The 18,651-nt window shown below is 67.6% G+C and carries 17 protein-coding genes and 1 pseudogene; 5 read left to right on the top strand and 13 right to left on the bottom strand.

The window, feature by feature from the left end; translation table 11 throughout:
• Positions 1-579 (top strand): hypothetical protein, encoded by a 579-nt coding sequence (locus ASD37_RS25870; protein WP_056558485.1) that lies wholly within the window; start codon positions 1-3, stop codon positions 577-579.
• A gap of 5 nt (positions 580-584) precedes the next feature.
• Here the strand turns inward: ASD37_RS25870 and pcrA are convergent, their stop codons facing one another.
• Positions 585-2,903, bottom strand: coding sequence for a DNA helicase PcrA (gene pcrA, locus ASD37_RS25865; RefSeq protein WP_156721109.1), 2,319 nt, complete (start codon positions 2,901-2,903; stop codon positions 585-587).
• Between the two features lie 230 nt (positions 2,904-3,133).
• Between pcrA and ASD37_RS25860 the strand changes: the two genes are divergently transcribed.
• Complete coding sequence (locus ASD37_RS25860) at positions 3,134-3,445, top strand: chorismate mutase (protein ID WP_082570428.1); 312 nt, start codon at positions 3,134-3,136, stop codon at positions 3,443-3,445.
• A 91-nt stretch (positions 3,446-3,536) separates the two neighbouring features.
• Here ASD37_RS25860 and ASD37_RS25855 read toward each other — a convergent pair whose 3' ends face one another.
• Positions 3,537-4,985 (bottom strand): NAD-dependent succinate-semialdehyde dehydrogenase, encoded by a 1,449-nt coding sequence (locus ASD37_RS25855; protein ID WP_056558476.1) that lies wholly within the window; start codon positions 4,983-4,985, stop codon positions 3,537-3,539.
• A 49-nt stretch (positions 4,986-5,034) separates the two neighbouring features.
• Here ASD37_RS25855 and pgi point away from each other — a divergent pair, with 49 nt between their 5' ends.
• A complete protein-coding gene (gene pgi, locus ASD37_RS25850) occupies positions 5,035-6,702 on the top strand; it encodes a glucose-6-phosphate isomerase (RefSeq protein ID WP_056558473.1) in 1,668 nt (555 codons plus the stop codon).
• Positions 6,703-6,736: 34 nt separating this feature from the next.
• Here the strand turns inward: pgi and ASD37_RS25845 are convergent, their stop codons facing one another.
• The 9 genes and pseudogenes from ASD37_RS25845 to cobF all read right to left on the bottom strand — a co-directional run bounded on the left by ASD37_RS25845 (position 6,737) and on the right by cobF (position 14,291).
• Positions 6,737-7,609, bottom strand: coding sequence for a type IV toxin-antitoxin system AbiEi family antitoxin domain-containing protein (locus tag ASD37_RS25845; protein WP_235568557.1), 873 nt, complete (start codon positions 7,607-7,609; stop codon positions 6,737-6,739).
• Positions 7,610-7,700: 91 nt separating this feature from the next.
• Positions 7,701-8,450 (bottom strand): SDR family oxidoreductase, encoded by a 750-nt coding sequence (locus tag ASD37_RS25840; protein WP_056558470.1) that lies wholly within the window; start codon positions 8,448-8,450, stop codon positions 7,701-7,703.
• 42 nt (positions 8,451-8,492) lie between these two features.
• Positions 8,493-8,966: a hypothetical protein gene (locus ASD37_RS32420; protein WP_235568585.1), complete on the bottom strand. Its 474-nt coding sequence runs from the start codon at positions 8,964-8,966 to the stop codon at positions 8,493-8,495.
• A gap of 141 nt (positions 8,967-9,107) precedes the next feature.
• Positions 9,108-9,350 (bottom strand): annotated as a pseudogene (locus ASD37_RS32415) (DNA-formamidopyrimidine glycosylase family protein); the annotation flags it as partial.
• Positions 9,351-9,359: 9 nt separating this feature from the next.
• Positions 9,360-11,510: a xanthine dehydrogenase family protein molybdopterin-binding subunit gene (locus tag ASD37_RS25830; RefSeq protein WP_082570469.1), complete on the bottom strand. Its 2,151-nt coding sequence runs from the start codon at positions 11,508-11,510 to the stop codon at positions 9,360-9,362.
• A 14-nt stretch (positions 11,511-11,524) separates the two neighbouring features.
• The gene (locus tag ASD37_RS25825; RefSeq protein WP_056558460.1) at positions 11,525-12,502 is read right to left on the bottom strand and encodes a xanthine dehydrogenase family protein subunit M; all 978 of its coding nucleotides are present in this window, start codon (positions 12,500-12,502) and stop codon (positions 11,525-11,527) included.
• Positions 12,503-12,507: 5 nt separating this feature from the next.
• Positions 12,508-13,077, bottom strand: coding sequence for a (2Fe-2S)-binding protein (locus ASD37_RS25820; RefSeq protein WP_056558450.1), 570 nt, complete (start codon positions 13,075-13,077; stop codon positions 12,508-12,510).
• A 59-nt stretch (positions 13,078-13,136) separates the two neighbouring features.
• Complete coding sequence (locus ASD37_RS25815; RefSeq protein ID WP_056558447.1) at positions 13,137-13,517, bottom strand: phage holin family protein; 381 nt, start codon at positions 13,515-13,517, stop codon at positions 13,137-13,139.
• A gap of 27 nt (positions 13,518-13,544) precedes the next feature.
• Complete coding sequence (cobF, locus tag ASD37_RS25810; RefSeq protein WP_082570427.1) at positions 13,545-14,291, bottom strand: precorrin-6A synthase (deacetylating); 747 nt, start codon at positions 14,289-14,291, stop codon at positions 13,545-13,547.
• Between the two features lie 117 nt (positions 14,292-14,408).
• Here cobF and ASD37_RS25805 point away from each other — a divergent pair, with 117 nt between their 5' ends.
• Positions 14,409-15,626 (top strand): diiron oxygenase, encoded by a 1,218-nt coding sequence (locus ASD37_RS25805; RefSeq protein ID WP_056558442.1) that lies wholly within the window; start codon positions 14,409-14,411, stop codon positions 15,624-15,626.
• Positions 15,627-15,631: 5 nt separating this feature from the next.
• On the opposite strand, the gene ASD37_RS25800 is transcribed toward ASD37_RS25805, so the two are convergent.
• A complete protein-coding gene (locus tag ASD37_RS25800; RefSeq protein WP_056559913.1) occupies positions 15,632-16,345 on the bottom strand; it encodes an Rv3717 family N-acetylmuramoyl-L-alanine amidase in 714 nt (237 codons plus the stop codon).
• Positions 16,346-16,556: 211 nt separating this feature from the next.
• Between ASD37_RS25800 and ASD37_RS25795 the strand changes: the two genes are divergently transcribed.
• Positions 16,557-17,435: an LLM class flavin-dependent oxidoreductase gene (locus ASD37_RS25795; protein ID WP_056558439.1), complete on the top strand. Its 879-nt coding sequence runs from the start codon at positions 16,557-16,559 to the stop codon at positions 17,433-17,435.
• On the opposite strand, the gene ASD37_RS25790 is transcribed toward ASD37_RS25795, so the two are convergent.
• The gene (locus ASD37_RS25790; protein WP_056558436.1) at positions 17,432-18,589 is read right to left on the bottom strand and encodes an ROK family transcriptional regulator; all 1,158 of its coding nucleotides are present in this window, start codon (positions 18,587-18,589) and stop codon (positions 17,432-17,434) included. The genes ASD37_RS25795 and ASD37_RS25790 overlap by 4 nt on opposite strands.
• Positions 18,590-18,651: the final 62 nt, after the last annotated feature.

Below are 18,651 nucleotides of genomic sequence, written 5' to 3'. Positions count from 1 at the left end.
GTGACCTCCGGCGGACCTCCATCCGACGAAACCCGCATCATCCGGCGGCAGCCCGAGGCTGCCCCACCACCGCCTCCTGATTTCTCGGAGCAGCACACCGGCATCATCCGACGACACCCCACGGGTGCGTTTCCCGCCGCGCCAGAACCGCAGACCAGCTTCATCCCCCAGGCCGCGCCGGCACCCCTGCCGCAACGGCAACCGCCCGTCACCCGCCAGAGCCCTCTCGCGGCCTCTGCCACCGCGACGGTCAGCATCATCAGCGGCTGGGCCACCGCCGTCATCGCCACCTCACTCATCAGCGGCTGGTGGGGTACCGACGAGTTGTTTTGCATCGCAATAGGTTTCCTGACCGCCGTGTCGGCGGGGGCGACCATCGGCGGGCTGATTTCACTGCTGCTCCGTCAACGCATCGGGCGGTTGCTGATCGTCGTCGGCTCCGTCGTCGCATTGATGATCTTCGCCGGCCTGTTCGTCGCGGGCGCGGACCTGCCTCAGCTCGTGTACGGCATTCCGATACTGCCGGTCGCCGCGATCACCCTGGCGCTGTTGCCCGCCACGGGCCGCTGGTGCCGCTGAGCTCGTTACAGCTTCTGAATCGGTGCGTGGTTGTGCATCAGCTTGACCCGACCCGAGCTGCCGAAGTCGATGAGCGACATCGCGGACTCGCCCATGCCGGAGACCTCCTCCACCCGACCGAGACCGTACTTGTCGTGCGTGACGCGATCGCCGGGCTCGAGCGTGATCGCCGGCCGGTTCCTGGCGCCCGACGTGCGCGCGGGTGAGGGACGCGGCGTGCCGAATCGGCCTGCGCCACTGGTGGGTACGCCGAACGACGACTGCGGCGCCTCGACCCGACGCCAGTCGATGAGCTCCTGCGGAATCTCGCGAAGGAACCGTGATTCGGGGTTGAGCATCGGCTGCCCCCACGACGACCGCACCTTCGCGCGGCTCAGGTACAACCGTTCCCTGGCACGGGTGATGCCGACGTAGGCGAGACGTCGCTCCTCGGACAACTCCATCGGATCGCCGAGGGCACGCATGTGCGGGAACATGCCGTCCTCCCAGCCGGTGACGAACACCATCGGGAACTCCAGGCCCTTGGCCGTGTGCAACGTCATCATCGTCACGACGCCTGACCCCTCGTCGGGGATGCCGTCAGCGTCGGCGACCAGCGACACCCGTTCCAGGAACTGGGCCAGCACCCCGGTGTCGGGCACGTCCTCGTCCTGAAGCTCGGGATCCTCGTCGCGCAGCGCGGCGGCATTGGCCGCGTCGATGCTGTATTCGTGTGCGACGCTGACGAGTTCGTTGAGGTTGTCGAGCCGCGCCTGGTCTTGCGGATCGTTCGACGCCTCGAGCTCGCGACGATATCCGGTGCGTTCGAGGACGGCCTCGACGAGGTTGCCGAGCTCGTCGTCGAGCAACCCGCGCAGCTCGTCGAGCAACCCGACGAACGCGGCGATCGCCTTCTCCGAGCGCGTGTTCAGCATCGGCACGCGGCCCTCGGCGGCGGCCTGCAGGCTGTCGTTGAACGTGCCGCCGGTGTTCTCCGCGTGGACCGCGACGCACGCCTCGGCGCGGTCGCCGATCCCGCGCCGCGGGGTGTTCAGGATGCGTCGCATGCTGACGGCGTCACCGGGGTTGTCGAGCACGCGGAGGTAGGCGACGACGTCGCGGATTTCCTTGCGCTCGTAGAACCGGACGCCGCCCACCACCTTGTAGGGGATGCCGGCTCTGATGAACACGTCCTCGACCGCGCGTGACGAGTTGTTGGTTCGGTAGAACACGGCGACGTCGGAGTAGTTCACGTCACCGCGAGAGGTGAGCGCCTCGACCTCCTCGGCGATGAACCTGGCCTCGTCGTGTTCGTTGTCGGCGACGTAGCCGACGATCAGCTCGCCTTCGCCGGCGTCGGTCCACAGCCGCTTCTCCCGGCGTCCGGTGTTGCGGGAGATGACCGAGTTCGCGGCCGACAGGATGTTTTGCGTCGACCGGTAGTTCTGCTCCAGCAGGATCGTCGTCGCGTTCGGGTAATCGCGCTCGAAGTCCTCGATGTTGCGGATGGTGGCCCCGCGGAAGGCATAGATCGACTGGTCGGCGTCACCGACGACGCACAGTTCGGCGGGCGGAACGCCGTCGGCGCCCTCCTCAAGATCATGGCCGACCAGCTCGCGAACCAGCGCGTACTGCGCATGGTTGGTGTCCTGGTACTCGTCGACCAGGATGTGCCGGAAGCGTCGCCGGTAGTACTGGGCGATCTGCGGAAACGCCTGAAGAACGGCGACCGTCTCACCGATCAGGTCGTCGAAGTCGAGCGCGTTCGCGGCGCGCAGCCGACGCTGATACTCGGCATATGCCTGGGCGACGATGCGGGCGAGGTCGTCCTCGCCCTCCGTCGCCTCGAAGGCCGCCTTGTCGGGGTCGATCAGTTCGTTCTTGAGGTTGGAGATCGAGTTGGCCAACAGCCGCGGCGAGTACCGCTTGGTGTCGAGCCCCATGTCCTTGGCGATCATCATCAGCAGACGGCGTGAGTCGTCGGCGTCGTAGATCGAGAAGTTCGAGTTCAGTCCGGGCAGCAAGGAGGCCTGGTTGCGCAAGATCCGCACACAGGTGGAGTGGAACGTCGACACCCACATCGATCTCGCGCGCGGCCCGACGAGTTCGACCACCCGCTCCCGCATCTCGGCGGCGGCCTTGTTGGTGAAGGTGATGGCAAGCACCTGCCCCACGCCCACGTCACGGGCGGCCAGCAGGTAGGCGATGCGGCGCGTCAGCACCGCCGTCTTACCCGACCCGGCGCCCGCGACGATCAACAGGGGCGAGCCTTCGTGTAGCACCGCCTTGCGCTGCTGAGGGTTGAGCCCGTCCAGCAGTTGATCAGTCTCAGTAGCGATCGTCATGTCGGCACTCAACTTACCGCTGACCAGAGACAACCGGCGATGCCGCGCATCAGAGGTGTTCTTTGCGCGGACGTGGCCCTCGGTGGCACACTCGGTGCCGTGCTAAATCAGCGTGGACGATTTACGTACGGGTACCGACCAGCGGTGCCCGTGGTCTAGCTGATTCCCTTCAGCCCCGCGGTCCGCTTCTGCGATCCGGGGCTCGTCTCTCGTGTGAGGCCGGATTGCGGATGAAACCAGAACCCACACGAGACGACGAGAATGCGGAGTCACCACCGATGAGTACCGAAACCGAACCCACGATCGACATCGACGATCTGCGCCTGGAGATCGACCGGCTCGACGCCGAGATCCTGGCCGCAGTGCATCGCCGCGCCGAGGTGTCGCAGATGATCGGCAAGGCCCGGATGGCCTCCGGTGGCACCCGCCTCGTGCACAGTCGCGAAATGAAGGTCATCGAGCGCTACAGCTCGCTGGGTCCCGAGGGCAAGGATCTGGCCATGATCCTGCTGCGCCTCGGCCGCGGCCGCCTCGGCCACTAGGCCCTCAGAGCCGCCACCACGCGATCCGAATGTGGTGCGGTGCAACAGGACTCACCGAGCCGCCCCGGAGTTCGAGGCGGCCCCTCAGCCGCTAGTTGGTCAGCGCGATGTACTTGGTGTCGAGGTACTCCTCGATGCCCTCGGATCCGCCTTCGCGACCGAACCCGGACTGCTTGACGCCGCCGAACGGCGCTGCCGGGTCGGAGATGACGCCGCGGTTGACGCCCACCATGCCTGCGTCGATTGCCTCGGCCACGCGCAGCGCGCGATCCAATCCCTGCGTGTAGATGTAGGCCGCCAACCCGTATTCGGTGTCGTTGGCCGCCGCGATGCCCTCTTCCTCGGTGTCGAACCCGATGACGGGCGCGACGGGTCCGAAGACCTCCTCCTTGAAGATGCGCGCCTCCGGTGGCACGCCGTCCAGCACCGTCGCCGGGTAGAAGTGGCCGGCGCCTTCTGGCTTGACTCCGCCGACGGCGACGGTGGCGCCCTTGGACACTGCGTCGGACACCAGGTCCTCGACCGTCGCGATCTGCTTCGCACTGATCAGCGGCCCCAGCGTCGAGGACTCGTCCAGCCCGTTGCCCAGCTTGAACTCGCTCATCCGCTTCACCAGCTTCTCTGTGAACTCGGCGCGCACCGCGTTGGCCACGTGGAAGCGGTTCGACGCCGTGCAGGCCTCGCCGCCGTTGCGCATCTTGGCCAGCAGCGCACCCTCCACGGCCGCGTCGACGTCGGCGTCGTCGAAGACGATGAACGGTGCGTTGCCGCCCAGCTCCATCGACAGCCGCAGCAGCTTGTCGGCGCTCTGCTTGACCAGGGCCTTGCCCACCCCGGTCGACCCGGTGAAGGTCAGCTTGCGGAGCCGGCCGTCGTCGATCAGAGCGGTGGTCAGGTCACCAGGCTTGCTGGTTGGAAGGATCGACAGCACGCCCTTGGGCAGGCCCGCGTCGGCCATCAACTTGGCCAGCAGCAGCATCGTCAGCGGCGTCTCCTGCGCGGGCTTGACGATCATCGTGCAGCCAGCGGCTACCGCGGGGCCGATCTTGCGAGTGGCCATCGCCAGCGGAAAGTTCCACGGCGTGATGGCCAGGCACGGGCCAACGGGCGACTTGGTCACGATGATGCGGCCCGTGCCCGCGGGAGCCTTGGTGTAGCGGCCGCCGATGCGGACCGCCTCCTCGGAGAACCAGCGGAAGAACTCGCTGCCGTACTTCACCTCGCCCATGCTCTCGGGGAGCACCTTGCCCATCTCCAAGGTCATCAGCGTCGCGAATTCCTCGGCACGGGCGGTGATCGCCTCGAACACCGCGCGCAGGATTTCGCCGCGCTCCCGGGGCGCCATGGCGGCCCACTCGCCCTGCACGGCCGCCGCCGCGTCGAGGGCGGCGATGCCGTCGGCGGGGGTGGCGTCGCCGACCGCCATCAACACCTCGTCGGTCGCGGGATTGAGGACGTCGAAGGTCGACGACGCCGCACGCTCCTCACCGCCGATCCACAGACCGGTGGGTACGGATGACAGCAGCTTTTCGATATCCATACGTCCATCATTTACACCTTCGAAAGCGGCGCCGCACTAGGGTCGAGATATGAGTGCTGAGACCGCCCGGATTCCCGACATCACCGCCACACCGGCGTGGAACGCATTGGTTCGCCACCACCAGGAGGTCGGCGACAAGCACCTCCGGGAGTTCTTCGCAGAGGATCCCGCCCGCGGTCGTGAGCTGACCCTCACCGTCGGCGATCTGTACGTCGACTACAGCAAGCACCGGGTGACGCGGGAGACCCTGGGGTTGCTCGTCGACCTCGCCAAGGCCGCCGACCTCGAGGGCAAGCGGGACGCGATGTTTTCGGGCGTGCACATCAACACCTCGGAGGACCGCGCGGTGCTGCACACGGCGCTGCGGCTGCCGAAGGACGCCTCGCTGACCGTCGACGGGCAGGACGTCGTCGCCGACGTGCACGAGGTCTTGGACTCGATGGGGGCGTTCACCGACAAGCTGCGCAGCGGTGAGTGGACCGGTGCCACCGGTGAACGCATCACCACCGTCGTCAACATCGGCATCGGCGGCTCGGACCTTGGCCCGGTGATGGTCTACCAGGCACTGCGCCACTACGCCGATGCCGGCATCTCGGCCCGCTTCGTCTCCAACGTCGACCCGGCCGATCTGGTGGCCAAGCTCGACGGACTCGATCCCGCCTCGACGTTGTTCATCGTTGCATCCAAGACGTTCTCGACGTTGGAGACGTTGACCAATGCGACGGCGGCCCGCCGCTGGCTCACCGATTCGCTGGGTGATGAGGCGGTGTCGAAGCACTTCGTCGCGGTCTCCACCAACGAGAAGTTGGTCGACGAATTCGGCATCGACACGGCCAACATGTTCGGCTTCTGGGATTGGGTGGGCGGTCGCTACTCGGTAGACTCCGCGATCGGACTGTCGGTGATGGCGGTGATCGGCAAGGAGCGTTTCGCCGAGTTCCTCGCCGGCTTCCACGTCGTCGACGAGCACTTCCGCACGACGCCGCTGGAGGCGAATGCGCCTGTCCTGCTTGGCCTCATCGGCCTGTGGTACAACGACTTCTTCGACGCCCAGGCACGCGCGGTGCTGCCCTACTCCAACGACATGGCTCGCTTCGCGGCGTACCTGCAGCAGTTGACCATGGAGTCCAACGGCAAGTCGGTGCGGGCCGACGGCAGTCCGGTCACTACGTCGACCGGCGAAATCTATTGGGGCGAGCCGGGAACCAACGGCCAGCACGCGTTCTACCAACTGCTACATCAGGGCACCCGGCTGATCCCCGCGGACTTCATCGGGTTCTCCCAGCCCACCGACGACCTGCCGACCCGGGACGGCACCGGCAGCATGCACGACCTGCTGATGAGCAACTTCTTCGCCCAGACCAAGGTGCTGGCGTTCGGCAAGACCGCCGAGGAGATCGCCGACGAGGGCACCAAGGCAGAGGTGGTCCCCCACAAGGTGATGCCGGGCAACCGGCCGAGCACGTCGATCTTGGCGACCAAGCTGACGCCGTCGGTGGTCGGCCAGCTGGTCGCGCTCTACGAACACCAGGTGTTCACCGAGGGCGTCGTGTGGGGCATCGACTCGTTTGACCAGTGGGGCGTGGAACTCGGTAAGACGCAAGCGAATTCACTGCTTCCGGTCCTCACCGAGGACGCTGCGCCCGCCGAGCAGTCCGACAGTTCGACCGATGCACTGGTGCGGCACTACCGGCAGGAGCGCGGTCGGTCCGCCTAGTGATTTGTGGAGTCTAATCGGCGGTCAGCGCCGATTAGACTCCACGAATCGCGCGGCGGACCTGTGCGATGACACGCTCGGGGTACTCGGTCAGGTCCAGCCACGTGAACCTGAGCACTTGCCAGCCTGCCAGCGCTATCGCGTTCTGCCGCTTTCGATCTCGGTGGAAGTCATCGGCGTCGGAGTGAAAGGCCAGGCCGTCGATCTCGACTGCGACCTTGGGTCCGATGAACGCGAAGTCGACGTCGTAGCCGGCGACGCCGTGGTTCGCCTTCCACCCCGTTATGCCAGCCGCGTCGAGCAACCGCGCGAACAGCCGCTCGGCTTCCGAGCGCGCGCCGTTGCTTGCAGCCCGGAGCAATTGACGGGAACGGGGTGCACCGTGCCGCCCCTTGTTGCGTAGGTGGGCGCGCCACAATCGAGGCAACTCGGACTGCCGACGTTGGAGCGCCGAGTCCAGCACGCGAGCACCACCACCCAGGCGACTTGCCGCCTCGACGACTGTCAGATCGGGCGCCGTGACCCGCAGCCCTCGACGCTCGACGACGTCGACGCTCACGAGATCGCGTCGGCGCAGTCTGGTTCCCGCACGATGAGCGAGCCTCCGATCGCGAGCGACGGTCACCTCGACGATCTCGGGCGCGAACTTCGTCATGTCGAGCCACCACGCAGCCGTCAAGCCGCTGGCAGTTGCCTCGACCCCATAGCTCCACACCCCCGCCCGAACTCTGGCGGCATCAGTGAAGCGATGGTCCTCGGCAAAGTAGACGCCCGGGGTGCACCGCCGCCACCGGCCGGCTCGAACGAGGCGATTGACCGCATCGTTGGACATTCCCGCGTCACGGGCATGACCCAGCGTGATCACACCGTCGTGCTCCCGCAGATATTCGTCGAGTGTGAGCAACACGTAGAAATAGACGCCCGCAACCTGCGCCGGGTTCCATCCCCCTCATTTTGTGGAGTCTTTTCGGCGGTGGGCACAGAAAAGACTCCACAAATCACGCGAAGAACTTGGTGAGCCGCGGCGGCAACACCTTCATCACCTCGACGAGCGGCCACCATGGCCAACCGGGCACGACGGCGCGACCCTTCTCCTTCTCGATCGCGTCGACCATGGCCTTGACGCCGGTCTCGTTGTCGACCATCAACGTCGTGGTCTTCGACTTGGCCGTCATCTCCGACTCGATGTAGCCAGGCTCGAGCACGGTGATCTTGATGGGTCCCGACGGATACTCCGCGCGCAGCGATTCGCCGAGAGAGCTCACGCCGGCCTTGCTGGCGGCGTAGGCGGCCTTGACTCCTGGCACGCCCTTGTTGCCGAGCACCGACGACACCAGCACCAGGTGTCCCCCGCCTGCCGCGGTGAACATCTCCAGCGCCGTCTCGATCTGGACAAGGGCCGCAACGAGATTCGTCTCGATGGTGGCCTTGTTGGCCCACAGCTTGCCGCCACCGAGCGGGTGCCCCTTGCCGATGCCTGCGTTGACGACGACGCAGTCGACGCCACCCAGCTCGGCGCTCAGCTCGGCGAACACCTTGGGTATCGCCTCGTGGTCGTTGACGTCGAGGGCGGCGACGGCCACCGTGATGCCGGGATGCCGCGCGGTCAGTTCGGCCTTCAGCTCCTCGAGGTTGTCGGTCCGGCGCGCACACAGCGCGAGGTCACGCCCCTTGGCGGCGAACTGGCGGGCCATCCCGGCGCCGAGGCCCGAGCTGGCGCCGGTGATGAGGATCTTTTGGCGAGTCATCCGCGCAGCCTAACCAACCGGTCGGTGGGCCGCCCACATGCGCTACTTGAGCAACTTGGACATACGCCGGTCGGCCAGGATCTTGCCGCCCGTCTGACACGTCGGGCAGTACTGGAACGACTTGTCGGTGAACGACACCTCGCGCACGGTGTCACCACAGATCGGGCAAGGCATCCCGGTGCGGGCATGCACGCGCAGACCAGATCGCTTCTCGCCCTTCAGGGTTGCCGCACCCTGGCCGACCGATCGGGTCACCGCGTCGGTGAGCACCGAGATCATCGCGTCGTACAGGTGACCGAGCTGGGGTTCGCTGAGCCGGCTCGAGGTGGCGAACGGGGAGATCTTCGCGACGTGCAGGATTTCGTCGCTGTAGGCGTTTCCGATGCCGGCGATCGTCCGCTGGTCGGTGATGACGGTCTTGATGCGACCGGTGTTGCCCTTGAGGATGGCGGTCAGGTCGTCCAGGCTCAACGACAGCGCGTCGGGGCCCAAGCTGGCGATCTGCGGCACCTTCATCGGGTCGTCGACGAGCCAGACGGCGAGGCGCTTCTGAGTACCGGCCTCGGTGAGGTCGAAGCCGACCCCGTCACCGAGGTGAACGCGCAGCGCGATGGGACTCTTGCCACCCGGCCGCAGCGGGACCGGCGACAGCTTGTCCGACCAGCGCAGCCAGCCGGCCCGCGACAGGTGGGTGATCAGATGCAGGTCACCGGCTTGCAGGCCCAGGTACTTGCCCCACCGGTTGGCACCGGTGACCGTCAGCCCGTGCAGCGCGGTCGGCGGCGGATCGAAGGTCTTGAGCACGGACAGGGCCGCGACGTCGACGCGCCCCACCGTCAGGCCCGTCGCGTGGCGGCGGAGGTGGTCGGCGAGCGCTTCGACCTCAGGTAGTTCCGGCACGTTTCCAGGCTAGAGCAGATTCTCCAACCGGATGGGCAGGTCGGTGACCCGCTTGCCGGTCGCGTTGAACACCGCGTTGGCGATGGCGGCCGGCACCCCCACGATGACGACCTCCCCGAGACCCTTCACCCCGATGGGGTTGGCGATGGTGTCCTCCGCGGTCAGGAAGGTCGCGTCGAGTGCTGGCACGTCGGCGTTGACCGGCACCAGGTAGTCGGACATGTTCGCGTTCACGACGCGACCGTCGCGGTGGTCGAGTTCGGTGGCCTCCAGCAGCGCCATGCCGATGCCGCCGACCATGCCGCCGATCGCCTGGCTGTGTGCGAGCTTCGGGTTGACCACGCGCCCGGCGTCGTACCAGGCGTTGACGCGACGGATGCGGACCACGCCCAGCGAATCGTCCACTGCCACTTCGGCGAACACCGCCCCGTAGGCGTACATCGAGAAGCGTTCGTCGGCGGTATCGGGCGTCCAGGTGCCACGCGAGTCGACGCTCGGCCAGCCGCGCCGGGCCAGCAGGTCCCGATAGCTCTCGCCGCGCGACGGTTCCCGGACGACGAACATGCGTCCGTCCGAGACCGCGACGTCGGCGGGCCGGACCCCGTTGAGCGGCGAACCGGGGTCGACGACGGCCAGGCGAACGATCTTGTCGCGCAACGTGTTGGCCACCGTGAACACCGCCGACCCGACACTGGCCATGGTCCGCGAACCCGAGTGCGACGGCGCGGGAGGATAGGCGCTGTCGCCGAGGGCGAACCGGACGCGGGCGACGGGCAGGCCCAGCGCGTCCGAGGCGACCTGCGACATCGACGTGTACGTGCCCGGTCCCATGTCACTGGTCGCCGTCTGCACGTCGGCCGTACCGTCGGCGTTGATCCGGGCCATCGCATCGGATTCGCTGCGGCTGGTGTGATAGCCCGCGGCAGCCACCCCGATGCCGATCAACTGGTTACCCTCTCGAACCGCACGCGGGACGGGATTGCGCCGCGCCCAACCGAATTCGTCGGCGCCCCGGCGTAGGCATTCGGTGAGCCTGCGGGTGGAGAACGGCAGCCCGTCGGTCTGGTCACGGTCGGGTTCGTTGCGGATTCGCAGCTCGACGGGGTCGACGCCGATGGTGTGGGCGAGGTCGTCCATCGCCGACTCCAGGGCGAACGTTCCGGTCGTCGCCCCTGGCCCGCGCATGTAGGTCGGCTGGTTGACGTCCATCGGCACCACCCGGTAGGTGGAGCGCATGTTGGGGCTGGTGTACATGAACTTCGGCGACGCGGTCAGACCGTCCTCGTAGGAGGTGTACCGCGCCGTCTCCGTCCGGCCCTCGTGGATGATGGCGTCGACGCGCCCCGACCGGTCGGCTCCAATTGCCATGCGCTGCCGGCTGGTCGGGCGGTAGCCGATGCCCGCGTACGTCTGTTCCCTGGTCAGCACCAACTTGACCGGTCTGCCGAGCTGGCGAGCGGCGAACGAGGCCAGCAACTGGTGCGGCCACGTCATACCCGCGCTCCCGAAGGCTCCGCCGACGAACGGCGAGATCACCCGCACGTGGTCGACGGGCACGCCGTGCGCCTCGGCGTGGGCTTCCTGGGCTCCGACGATGGACTGGGTCTTGTCCCAGACCGTCAACCGGTCCCCGTCCCACTTGGCGACGGTGGCGGGCAATTCCATCGGGTTGTGGTTGTTGCGGGCGATGGCGTACTGCCGGTCGGTGACGACGGCGGCGGCGCGAAGGGCGGCCTCGGGCTGGCCGCGGGCATAGTCGGTCTGCCGCTCGCCTGGCTCCGGAATCGCAAGCGGTGCATCGATGTCGGTGTTCGACGGGCCCGGCGAGTACCGCACTCGGACGAGCGCGGCACCGTGGGTGGCGGCCTCGAGGGTGTTGCCGACGACCACCGCCACCGGTTGACCGTAGAAGGCGACGCGTCGGATGTCGTAGGGCAGGGTCAAGGCCCGGAAGTCGGTGAGGACGCGCGTGACGCCGGGCGACGTCGACGCCTCTCCCGCGTCGACGCCCTGAACCGCCCCGGCTGAAACGGTGCTGCAGACGAGGACGGCGTGGAGGAAGTCCGGCACCGGGTTGTCGGCGGCGTAGTGCGCCGCCCCCGTCACCTTGAGTGGGCCGTCCACCCGCGACAGCGGCGCGCCGACCAGGGGATCCGGCATCCGCTGGGGGAACGTCACGGCAGACCCGCCACCGTGGCGAGCTGACGTTCGACGACGCGTCGCACCAACTCCACTTTGAACCCGTTGTCGGACAGCGGTTTCGCACCGTCGGCGGCGCGGGCCGCCGCGTCGCGCCACAGACCCGGCGAGACCGGGCGTCCGACGAGGGCCCGCTCGACGGCGGGGAGCCGCCACGGCACGGTGGCGACGCCACCGACGGCGACCTTGGCGGCGCGCACGGTGCCGCCGGTGACGTCGAGCGCCACCGCCGCGGAGGTCACCGCGAACTCGTAGGACTGCCGGTCGCGAATCTTGAGGTAGCCCGACCGAGCTGTGCTGGGACCCGTCGGAACCTCGACGGCCACGATGAGCTCCCCTGGTTTGAGGTCGTGTTCCTGATCCGGCGTGGTGCCAGGCTGCCGGAAGAAGTCGGCGACGGGAATGCGTCGGTCGCCTCCCGAGTCGCGGGTCACGACGACCGCGTCGAGCGCCACCAGTGCGACCGCAAGGTCCGAGGGGTGGGTGGCCACGCACTGGTCGCTGGTGCCGAGGATGGCGTGATTGCGGTTCAGCCCGCCGGTCGCCGCGCAGCCGGTGCCCGGCGTGCGCCGGTTGCAGTTTGCCGACACGTCGCGGAAGTACAGGCACCGCGGGCGTTGCATGAGGTTGCCGCCGATGGACGCCATGTTGCGCAGCTGCGCGGATGCGCTGAGCTCCAACGCCTCCGAGATGACGGGGAACTGGCGACGCACCCGTTGGTCGGCGGCCAGGTCGGCCATCCGCACCAGTGAGCCGATCCGCAGGGCGCGCCCGTCGAGGTCGACGCCGCGGTAGGGCAGCGCGTTGATGTCCACCACCGACCCGGGGCGTTCGACGGTCACCCGCATCAAGTCGACGAGGGTGGTTCCGCCCGCGATGTACCTGGCGCCCGACCGGCCGGCGGCCAGCGCCGAGGACTCGTCGGCGGCCTTCGTGAAGCTGAAGGGGTACACCGGCGTCAGGCGTTCTTGGCGGCGGTCGCGACGGCGGTGACGATGTTCGTATAGGCACCGCAGCGACAGATGTTGCCGCTCATCCACTCTCGAATCTCCGCGTCGGACCCGGTGTGCCCCTCGTCGATGCAGCCGAGGCCGGACATGATCTGACCCGAGGTGCAATAGCCGCACTGGAACGCGTCGGCGTCTATGAACGCCTGCTGCAGCGGATGGAGCCGGCCGTTCTCGGCCACGCCCTCGATGGTTTGCACGTCGCCGCCGTCGTGCATGACCGCCAGCGTGAGGCAGGAGTTCACCCGCTTGCCGTCGAGCAGCACTGTGCAGGCGCCACAGGCGCCTTGGTCGCAGCCCTTCTTGGTGCCGGTGAGCCCGACGCGCTCTCTGAGCATGTCGAGCAACGACGTCCTGGTGTCGACGTCGACCTTCTCGTCCTTGCCGTTGATCCGCATCGCCACGCTGGTGGTCTGCTGCTCGGCGGGTGGCGCGTCGTCACCGCAGCCGCTGAGCGCCGACGCGGCGGCAGCGGCGCCGCCGACGGTGATGGAGGCACCGACGAAGGTGCGGCGGTTCATCTCGGGAGCCACCGCGCCGAGCGTACGCCGTGATCTTGAGCGGCGGCGGGTGGCGGAATTCAGCCCGGAATGACCAGCGACAGAAGCCAACTGACGACCGACAGCACGATGGCGGCCCAGATGGCCGTCCACCAGAAGTCCGCTATGTAGAGGCCCCAGTGCGTGGTGTTCTCGGTGATCCGGGAGGTGATCCACAACATCAGCGCGTTGACGACGACGTGGAACAACCCGAGGGTGACGATGTACAGCGGTAGCGAGATCAGGGCGACGATCGGTTTGACGAAGGCGTTGACGAGGCCGAATATCACCGCCACCACGAAGATGATGCCGACCCTCTGCAGCGTCGAGTCACCGCCGACGAACTCGACGCCCGAGACGAATTTGGTGACGACCCACAGCGCCAGACCGGTGAGCCCGGCGCGCAACAGAAACTGAACCACGCGCCGATCCTGCCACGGCCGTCGTCGTCAGGACCGCAGCAGATAGATGTCCATGATCCAGCCGTGCCGGTTGCGGGCCTCGGCCCGGACCTCTGCGATCCGCTCGCCGACGTCGGCGACGGTGCCCGCGAGCAGCAGCTCGTCGGGGGTGCCGAGGTAGGCGCCCCACCAGATCTCCGTCGTCGGCGGGCAGTCGAGGAAGGCGCAGTCGCCGTCGAGCATCACCACCGCGGTGCCGGAGAGCCCTTCCTCGCGGAGCCGTCGGCCGGTGGTGATGAGAACCGGTGCGCCCACGTCGTTGAGCGGGATGCGGTGTCGCGCGGTGAGCGCCTGGATTGCGGTGATGCCGGGGATGACGTCGTAGGTGAACTCGACGCGATCGGCGACCATGTCGAGGATGCGCAACGTGCTGTCGTACAACGACGGATCGCCCCACGCCAAGAACGCGCCGACACCGTCGTCGGCCAGCTCGTCGCGGAGCGCCTGCGCCCACAGTTCGGCGCGGGCGGCGTGCCAGTCGGCGACGACCCGCCGGTAGGCGGCACCGTCGGGAGCTTCCTTGGACCGCTTCGGGTCGGGCAACTCGACGAAGCGATAGCCGGGTTCGCGGATGAACCGCTCGCAGATCTCCCGCCGCAGCGCGACCAGGTCGTCCTTCACCGCGCCCTTGTCGGAGGCGAAGAACACGTCGACGTCGTTGAGCGCGTCGACGGCTTGGGCCGTCACGTAGCCGGGATCGCCGGCACCGATGCCGATGACGTGGATGCGGCGCATCACTGGCCGCCCTTCGACACCTGAAGTATCCGGTACCCGGGGTATTGACATCGTGAGCGCCACGTCATTAGGTTTCCAAGCATATCGGCGCATGGTTTCGCTGAAGGGACGTCAACGATGACAGCCTCCGTCAAGGCAAGTGGCGCTCCGACGCGCGAGGAATTCTCCGAGCGTCTGCTCCGTGGCTCGGTGAAGAAGTATTACGAGCCCGTCGTGGACGTCGACTGGGACGCCCCGCTCGACCCGGACAAGTTCTTCCTGCCGCCGAAGTCGGTCTCCCTGTACGGAACTCCGTTGTGGGACGCCATGACTCGCGAACAGCGGATCGAACTGTCCCGGCAGGAATTCGTCAACACGCTCTCGGCGGGCATCTGGTTCGAGAACATCCTCAACCAGGCCCTGCTGCGCGACCTGATGCACGCCGACCCGACCGCACGGTCGACGCATTACGCCCTCACCGAGATGGGCGACGAGACCCGTCACATGGTGATGTTCGGCAGGGCCATCGAGAAGGTCGGCGGAAAGCCGATGCGTCCGAAGCGCTATCAGCGCATGATCATCAACCTTCTGCCGCTCACCTTCCGGGGCGCGCTCCTCTGGGTGGCCGCGCTGGTCGGGGAAGAGATCTTCGACTCCCTGCAGCGCAACATGATGGACGATCCCGACCTGCAACCCGTCGTCCAGCGCATCATGCGGATCCACGTCACCGAGGAAGCTCGCCACATCCAGTTCGCCCGGGACGGCGCACGCAAGCGCGTCGCCGAGATGCCGTGGCTCAGCCGGATGTGGGTAGCCAATCTCAACGGCGTCGGCGGGCTGTTCTTCCGCCACCTGTTCACCAACGCCGCGCAATATCGACGAGCAGGCCTGGACGGCAAGGAGGCTCGGCGCGTCGCCCGCACCAGTGCCCACCACCACGACGTGCAGGCGCTCGGGTTCGCCCCGCTGGCCGCGTTCCTCGCCGACATCGGCTTGATGGGTCCGATCGCACGCCGCCTGTGGACCCGCACCCACTTCCTTCCGGCCACGCCGTCGGCGCGACCGACCGACGACGTCGCCACCGCGCAGGACCGGGAACTGTACGACGGCCCGGCCGTCCTTCGCGTCGGGGACGTCGACCACACCGTCCGGGTCCGCCTCATCGGGCACCTCGAGCCGATCGACGGCCAATACCATTGGCAGGGAGCGGTTTCCGGGGAGATCCCGGATGACGTGTTGAAGCGTCCGTTGGCCACGTTGACGGTGGACGGCCGAACCACACAGGCCCGCATCACCGAACGCACGCCGCAGGGCAACTACGGAGTGGTCGGCGTCGGCACCCCGCCGTTCGCGTAGCGAACTCAGCTACGCGCCGGCGCCTGCCCGAGGTAGTCGGCGATGCCCTGCGCCACCGCGTTCGCATAGTGGGCTCGACCCTCGGCGCTGGCCATCAACCGAGCCTCGTCCGCGTTCTTCATGTTGCCCATCTCGACGAGGATCGACGGGTACTGAGCCAGGTTGAGCCCGGCCAGATCCGAGCGCCCGTACAACCCGTCGGAACCGCGGTAGGTCGACGTCTGAAGGCCCGAGGCGGCGAGTCGATCGCGCATCACCGTGGCTAGGCGAATGGACGGACCCGCCTGTGCCGCGTTGACCGGTGGTGCGGAGTAGTTGACGTGAAACCCGCGCCCGGTCGGCGGGCCGCCGTCGGCATGGATGCTGACGATGGCGTCCGGGGCCAGCGCGTTGGCCATCGCGGCGCGCGCGTCGACGCAGGGACCGAGCGCGTCGTCGTCCCCGCGCGACAGCGCCGTCCGCACTCCCGCCCCAGTGAGCGCCTCGCGGATGAGTAGGACCACCTGCCAGTTGAAGGAATGTTCGGGATAGCCCGCCTCGGTGGTGGTTCCGGTGGTCTGACATTCCTTGGTGCCGCCGCGGCCGTTGGGCACCTGACGACCGATGGACGCATCGTTGGCCCCGTTGTGCCCCGGGTCGAGGAAGACGATTCGCCCGGCGATCCCGTTGGTCGCCAACGCCGTCGGCGCGTTGGCCACCGTCGCCGATCCCAGCGCCATCAACGCGGGCACGACAGCCGCATACCGGAGCGCGTCTCGGCGCGACGGGGCGCCAGCTGGACACTTGCATCGATCCTGCACCGGCGGACGGTAGCGCCGACGTCGCGGCGTGCTCGCCGAGCCGCGCCGGCCGGCGGACAACCCGCAGTACATCCACAGCTTCCAGCCAACTCGCCCCGCGCCAACTAGAACGTGTTCTAGTATTCGACCCATGCGGTTCACCTATGCGGAAGCCATGACCGACCCGAAGTACCTGATCCCGTTGGCCAAGGCCGCCGACGAGGCCGGGTACCACGCCATGACCATTCCGGACAGCGTCGCCTACCCCGAGGTCTCGGACTCGAAGTATCCGTACACCGAGGACGGCAACCGCGAATTCTTGGACGGTAAGCCGTTCGTCGAGTCGTTCGCCCTGATCGGCGCACTCTCCGCGGTGACCACCAAGCTGCACTTCAACATCTTCGTGCTCAAGCTGCCGATCCGACCGCCCGCCTTGGTGGCCAAGCAGGCCGGCTCGCTGGCCGCGATGTTCGACAACCGTCTCGGCCTCGGCGTCGGCACCAGCCCGTGGCCCGAGGACTACGAGATCATGGGCGTGCCGTACGCCAAGCGCGGCAAGCGGATGGACGAGTGCATCGACGTCATCCGCGGCCTCACCTCCGGTGACTACTTCGAATACCACGGCGAGTTCTACGACTTCCCGGCCTTCAAGATGACCCCAGCGCCGACCAAGCCGGTGCCGATCCTCGTCGGCGGGCACGCCGACGCTGCTCTGAGACGCGCTGCGCGCAACGACGGCTGGATGCACGGCGGCGGCGACCCCGAGGAACTCGACCCACTGTTGGCCAAGCTGGCGCACTACCGCGAAACCGAGGAACGGATCGGACTGGCCGACGAGTTCGCGATCCACGTCATCTCCATCGACGGGTTCACCCTCGACGGCGTGAAGCGACTCGAGGACAAGGGCGTCACCGACGTCATCGTCGGCTTCCGCATCCCCTACATCATGGGCGACGACACCGAACCGCTCGACGACAAGATCCGCAACCTGAATTGGTTTGCGGAGAACGTCATCGCGAAGGCCGGTTAGGCCCGGGGCGCTCCCGCCACCAGGGCGTCGACGGCCCTCGCACCGAGTACCTCGTCGAGAACCATGACGGCGCCGCCGACGGTCCCGGACTGGCTGCCGTAGGCGGCGGGAATCACCTCGAGGGTCCGTGTCGCCTGCGCGGTTGCGTTGCCGTACAACGTCTCCCGTAACCCGGCCACGAATATCTCGTAGGCACCCGCCATGTCGCCCGCGACGACGACCACGGCCGGGTTCAACAGGTTCACCGCGGCGGCGAGCACCTCGCCGACGTACCGTCCGCTGTCGCGGATCATCCGGCGCGCCTCGGCGTCACCGCCGTGGGCGATCTCGACGACGTCGCGCAAGTTCCGCACCGAGCGGCCCTGCTGCTGCAGGGCGTGCACGAGGGCCCAGCCGCCGGCGATGGCCTCCACGCAGCCGGTGTCGCCGCAGCGGCACGGAAGGCCAAGTGCCGCAGCGATCTTGGTGTGGCCGAACTCGCCAGCGGCCTGCGCGGCGCCACGCTGCAGCACCCCGCCCGCGACGATGCCCGCCCCGAGACCGCTGGAGGCCTTGATGACGAGGACGTCGTCGTGGCCGCGACCCTCCACGACGGCGATCGCGTTGGAGTCGTTGTCCAGGACCACGGGGGCATTCGACAGGCGGGGCAGCTCGGCGAAGTACGGCCGCAGCTCGACGCCGTCCCACCCGCGAAGGATCGGTGAATCACGGCTGCATCCGCGGGCGCGGTCGACTGTGCCCGGCAGGCTCAGCCCGACTCCGTAGACCGGGACACCTGGGTAGTCCTGCAGCATCACGTCGAGTCGCTTGACGACGTCGGGCATCAGGTCGTCGGGGCCGAGCGCGACCTCCTGGTCGATGTCGGTGATCGCCTTCACCTCACCGGCCAGGTCGCATACCGCCAGCCGCGTCCGGCTGATGCCGATGGCCGCTGAGAGCACGATGCCCGCGTCGACGTCGAAGGAAAGCAGTGTCGGGGGCCGGCCACCCGTCGACGGCGCCTGTTCCCGTTCGCGCACCAGGCCAAGCGCACTCAGGGCCGCGATTCGCGCGGCGACCGCCGTTCGCGACAGACCGGTGACCTGGCCGATTTCCGTGCGGGTGATGTCTCTGCGATCTCGGATCAGTGCGAAGACATCGCCCACGGTGGCCATGGCTCGATGATGCCCCAGAAGCGTAAGCTGCGCCACTTTTGTGTCTTGAAATACAAAAGTCG

Origin of the sequence: Mycobacterium sp. Root135, from assembly GCF_001426545.1 — a bacterium.
Classification (GTDB): Bacteria; Actinomycetota; Actinomycetes; order Mycobacteriales; family Mycobacteriaceae; genus Mycobacterium.
This window is presented reverse-complemented; position numbering and strand designations above follow the sequence as displayed.